Source organism: Kitasatospora putterlickiae, assembly GCF_039527695.1.
Lineage (GTDB): Bacteria > Actinomycetota > Actinomycetes > Streptomycetales > Streptomycetaceae > Kitasatospora > Kitasatospora putterlickiae.
In genome coordinates this window covers 1-5,258 of the sequence record NZ_BAAAKJ010000404.1, presented here as the reverse complement: position 1 = coordinate 5,258, position 5,258 = coordinate 1, and the positions used below count along the sequence as shown (strand labels likewise).

The 5,258-nt window shown below is 71.7% G+C and carries 3 protein-coding genes; all 3 read right to left on the bottom strand.

From position 1 onward, the window contains the following. Nucleotides 1-1,699, bottom strand: a 1,699-nt coding sequence (locus tag ABD308_RS34385) for a phytoene desaturase family protein (RefSeq protein WP_344343762.1), incomplete at its 3' end; no start/stop codon positions are given. A 133-nt stretch (nucleotides 1,700-1,832) separates the two neighbouring features. Further along, complete coding sequence (locus ABD308_RS34380) at nucleotides 1,833-3,023, bottom strand: cytochrome P450 (RefSeq protein WP_344343760.1); 1,191 nt, start codon at nucleotides 3,021-3,023, stop codon at nucleotides 1,833-1,835. 58 nt (nucleotides 3,024-3,081) lie between these two features. Beyond that, a partial coding sequence (locus tag ABD308_RS34375) for an AMP-binding protein (RefSeq protein ID WP_344343758.1) occupies nucleotides 3,082-5,258 on the bottom strand: 2,177 nt, incomplete at its 5' end.

Here is a 5,258-nt window from a genome sequence, read left to right as displayed (position 1 = left end):
CCGCCCGCCGGTCCGGCTCCGCGGGCCGGCCCACCGGGATGACCAGGTGCGTCGGCGGCGGCGCGCTGCGGTCGATCTCGGCGGTGAACTCCAGCCCGTCGTCCCGGCAGACGAACTGCATGACGTGCCGTCCGGCGGCGGCCGCCCGGATCAGCCCGCCGATGGTCGCCCAGACCCCGGAGAGGTAGAAGTTCGACAGGCCGGGCAGCACCGGACCGCTCTTCTTGATCTCCTCCTCCACCGTCTCGGCCCCCTCCACGAAGGGGTTCCAGCCGGGGAAGGTGCCGTCGTAGACGCCGGTGTAGCGGACCTGGGTGAGCGGGGTGGACACGTCGGCGACCGCCACCGCGTCCTTGAAGCCGGGGAAGCGCTCGTCCAGGAAGCCGACGATGCCGTTGCGCACCCGCCGCTTGGCCGCCATGTACTCCCGGCCGTGCTTGACCGGCAGGGTGTGCAGCTCCTCGCCGCGCCGGATCCGGGAGGACTGCTCCGGGCCCTCGTGCAGCGCCCGCCAGGGGGCGATGTCGGAGAAGTACGTCGCGAACACCACGGTGGAGTTCTCCGGGGCCAGTTCCGGGTAGTGCCGGGTGCGGAACTGGACGTTCATCGACGGGCAGCGGATGCCGGTCAGCTGGGCCGCGGTCCGCTCGTCCAGCAGGTGGGTGGTGCACGGGTCGCCCGCCGGGAAGGGCTTGCGCAGCCCCAGGAAGAGCGCCACGTACCCGGGCGACAGCTGGCCCGGCTCGTCGATCAGCGAGGTGTAGAGCCGGCGGTAGGTGTCGTTGAGGTACTGGCCCTTGAGCAGCTTCATCACCGTGGTGTGGCCGTCGGCGGCGGAGACCACGATGTCGGCGCGGTACTCGCGGCCGTCGCTGAGCCGCACGCCCACCGCGCGGTCCTCCTCGACCAGGATCTCCTCGACCTTGGCGTTGTAGGTGATCTCCCCGCCGAGCCCGCGGTAGCGCTCCTCGATCGACCGGGCCAGCGCGAGCGAACCGCCCTCCGGCACCCCGGCGGCCTGGTTGGCGTGCGAGGCGAGCTGGAAGTAGAACGGCAGCACCGGGAAGGCGGGGTGCTTCTCGTAGAGGATGAAGTTGAACGCCTCGCGCAGCAGCGGGTCGCGGAACCGCTGCGAGAAGTCCGTCATCAGCACCGTGATCGACTTGCGGACGGTGTTGAAGTACGGCACGAAGGAGGCCAGCATCCGCCAGCGTTCCAGCCGGCCCATCAGCCCGACCGGCTTGAGGAACGGGTAGGCCGCGAGCGCCTTGCGGAAGGTCCGGATGCCCGCACAGAACTCCCGGATCGGCACCGCGTCGGCCGGCGAGAGGCCGAGCAGGTGCGCCTCCAGCCGGTCCGGGTCGGAGTAGAAGTAGACCGCCCGGCCGTCCCGGCCCCGGACGATGTTGAACACGTCGAAGTGCCGCATCTCCTTGCCCTGGAGCGCGCCCAGTTCGAGCCAGATCTGGTACATCTCGTTGCCCGGGCCGTTGCCGAGCAGCCAGCTGATGCACCAGTCGAAGGTGAAGTCGCTGCGGTCCCAGCCGGTGCAGGAGCCGCCGGGGATCTCGTGCATCTCGAAGATCCTGGTGCGGTAGCCGTTCATCCGGGCGTAGCACCCGGTGGACAGGCCGCCGAGCCCGCCACCGACGATGATCATCGACTCCCGCCGGCGCGCGGTGTCTGTCTGCCGTGCCATTCCTGGCCTTCCTCGTCGTTTGCCGTGCCTTGAGGTGCCGTGCCGTGTCGTGAGGTGCTGCGCTGTGCCGTGTCGTGAGGTGCTGTGCTGTGTCATGAGGTGCTGTGCCGTGCCGCCGTCGGGGACGGCCGGTTCACCAGGCGATCGGGAGCGCCTGCAGGCCGTTCACCATGGCGTCCTCCTTCCAGCGCAGTTCGCGCTCGGGGACGGCCAGCCGCAGCCCCGGCAGCCGGGTCAGCACCCGCTCGATCGCCACCTGGAGCTCCAGCCGGGCGAGGTGCGCGCCGATGCAGTAGTGCACGCCGTGGCCGAAGCCGATGTGCGGGTTGGCCGGCCGGTCCAGCACCAGCCGCTCCGGCTCCTCGAACACCTCCGGGTCCCGGTTGGCGGCGGCGGTGGCGATCATCACCGCCTCACCGGCCCGGATCACCACCCCGCCCAGCTCGACGTCCTCGGTGGCGTACCGGGGCAGGCTGAAGCCGGTGAGCAGCGGCACGTAGCGCATCAGCTCCTCGACGGCCTTCGGGATCAGCTCGGGATTCGCCCGCAGCCGCGTCAACTCCCCGGGGTTCACCAGCAGCTGGTGGAAGAAGTTGCCGATCTGGTTGGTGGTGGAGACGAATCCGGCGATCAGCAGGTCGCAGGCGATGGAGAGCAACTCCTCCTCGCTGATCAGCCGCTGCTCCCGGCAGGCCCGGACCAGCGTGGTGAGCAGGTCCTCGCCGGGCTCGCGGCCGCGCAGCTCCAGCACCCCGGCCATGTAGTCGATGAACGCCTGCCCGTCGACGGCCAGCACCTCGCCGGGCGTGACGGCGGAGAGCACCGTCTCCGCCCAGCGCCAGAGCATCCGGTGGTCCTCGGCCGGGATGCCGAGCACCTCGCAGATGATGGTGGTCGGCATCGGGATCGCGAAGTCCTCGACCAGCTCGGCGGGTTGGCCCTTGGCGAGGATGCCGTCGAGCAGTTCGTCGGCCAGCTCCCGGGCCCGCACCCGCAGCCGCTCGACCCGGCGGGCGCTGAACTCCTTGGCCACCAGCGAGCGCAGCCGGGTGTGCTCGGGCGGCTCGGTGGAGAACAGGCCGGCGCCGGAGCGGGCCACCGGGCGCATCCGCGGCTGGTCCTCGCCCATCGCGGCGGCCAGGCTGAACCGGGGCTCGCCGAGCACCGTCCGGACGTCCTCGTACCGGGTGACCAGCCAGGCGCCGTCGCCGTACGGCATCCGGATCCTCACCAGCGGCTGTTCACGCAACTCGGCGTAGCGGAGATCGAGTTCGAGCCCGTTCGGCTCGAAGGGGTAGGTCAGCGGCGGGTGCTGGCGGAGCATCGGCGGATCCGTCTCTCGTACGGGGGCGGGCAGGCTCGGGGCGCCGCCCCGGACCGTGTCAGGACGCATGGGGGGCGGCTCCGGTGAGGATCGACCGGGCGAGCCCGGCGTTGTGGGCGATGAACTCGCGGTCGAGCATCTCGGCGTGCGGGCCGAAGCCCTGGAAGACCGCCGTCCGGGTGGCCGAGCTGCCGTGCCAGGCACCGTGCTGCCCGGCCTCGTACAGCGCCACCTTCTCGTCGTCGGAGATCACGCTGAGCGCGGCGGTGACCACCCCGAGGTTGGGCGTGCGGCTGCAGAACCGCAGGTAGTCCCGGGCCTGTTCGCGGGTCTCCTGGGCGACCGCCGCCGAGCCGGTATGCCGCTGGAGGTGCTCGGCCAGCTCGCGCTCGAAGGCCTGCAGGTGCTCGTCGCCGAGGTCGAAGGACTCCGGGATGCGGTGCGAGTCCATGATCACCACATTGGGCACCGCCCGGCCGCGCCGCTCCAGCTCCTTGGCCACCTCGAAGGCGAGGTTGCCGCCGAGCGAGTAACCGAGCAGGGCGCACGGGCCCTCCGGCTGGAGCGCCTCGACGAGGTCGGCGTACCGGTCGACCTTGTCGTCCCCGCTCACGTAGTTGAAGGCGACCATCCGGTACTCCGGGAGGTGCGCCGCGAACTGCCGGTACACCAGCCCGTGGCCGCCGGCCGGCGGGAAGCAGAACAGCGTCTGCCGCTGCTCCTGGTTGAACCAGAGGTACGGCTGGGCTCCCTCGATCCGGCCGGTGATGATGTGCTCGACGGTCTTCGCCATCCCGTGCAGGGTGGTGACCTTGAAGAGCCGGCTGACCGGGATGCTGATGTTGAACTCTGCCTGCAGCCCGTGGATCAGCTCGATCAGCTTGATCGAGGAGCCGCCCGACTCGAAGAAATCGTGCTGGAGGCCGGGCGCCTCGATGCCGAGCAGCGCGCGCCAGTGCTCGGCCATCCGGACCTCGTAGAGGGTGACCGGCGGCTCCGCGGCCTCCGCGGCGTCCGTGCGGGGCTCGGGCAGCGCGGCCGTGTCCACCTTGCCGTTGGCGGTGAGCGGCAGCGCCGGCAGTTCGACGAAGTGCGTCGGGATCATGAAGGTCGGCAGGTAGCCGGCCAGGTGGCGGCGCAGCTCGCGGTGGTCGAAGGCCTGCCCGGGGGCCGGCACGCAGTAGGCGAGGAGCACGTGCTCGCCGTCGCGGTCCGGCCGGACGGTGACCACCACCCTTTCCAGCCCGGGCCAGTCGGCGAGCTGGGTCTCGATCTCGCCCGGCTCGATCCGGTGGCCGCGGACCTTGATCTGCGAGTCGGCCCGTCCGAGCAGGTGCACCCCGCCATCGGCGTCCCAGCGGGCGAGGTCCCCGGTGCGGTAGAGCCGGACCGGCCGGGTGCCGTCGGCGCCGCCGAGCGGGAGGGTGGCGAACCGGCGGGCGGTCTGCTCCTCGTCGCCGAGGTAGCCGAGCGCGACCCCGGAGCCGCCGATCCAGAGCTCCCCGGTGACGCCGGGCGGCACCGGGCGGCCCTGCGCGTCGAGCAGGTAGAAGGCGCTGTTGGGGAACGGCCGCCCGATCGGGACCATCCGGCCGGGCTCCAGACCGTCCGCCGGGCCCTCGAAGTACGCGCTGTCGATGGTGGTCTCGGTCAGGCCGTAGGAGTTGACCAGCCGGGTGCGGGGCCCGCGGAGGGCGCCCAGCCGCTGGTACTCCTCGACCTTCCAGACGTCCGAGCCGACCACCAGCAGCCGCATGAAGGCCAGGTCCTGGCCGGTGCGCTCGCAGTGGTCCAGCACGGTGCGGACCACCGCCGGGACGAACTCGGCGGCGTCCACCCGCTCGGTGCGCATCACCTCGTACAGCCGGGCGGTGTTGAACAGCAGCTCCCGGCCGACCAGCACCAGGGCGCCGCCCGAGCAGAGCGCGCGGACCACGTCGCCGGTGAAGACGTCGAAGGACGGGCTGGCCATCTGGAGGTGGACCCGGGCGTCGGTGTCCAGCCGGTACTCGGTGTGCCAGGCCCGGTAGGCCGAGGCGAGGTTGCCGTGGGAGACCCGCACCGCCTTGGGCCGGCCGGTCGAGCCGGAGGTGTAGATGACGTACGCGGGGTCGTCCAGGCTCACCGCCGCGTCGGTGAACCCGTCCTCGCCGGTCTTGAGTTCGGCGGTGGTGACCAGCCGGGCGGGCAGCCCGCCGAGCCGCTCAGCGTCGTCGCCGACCAGCAGCGCGGCGC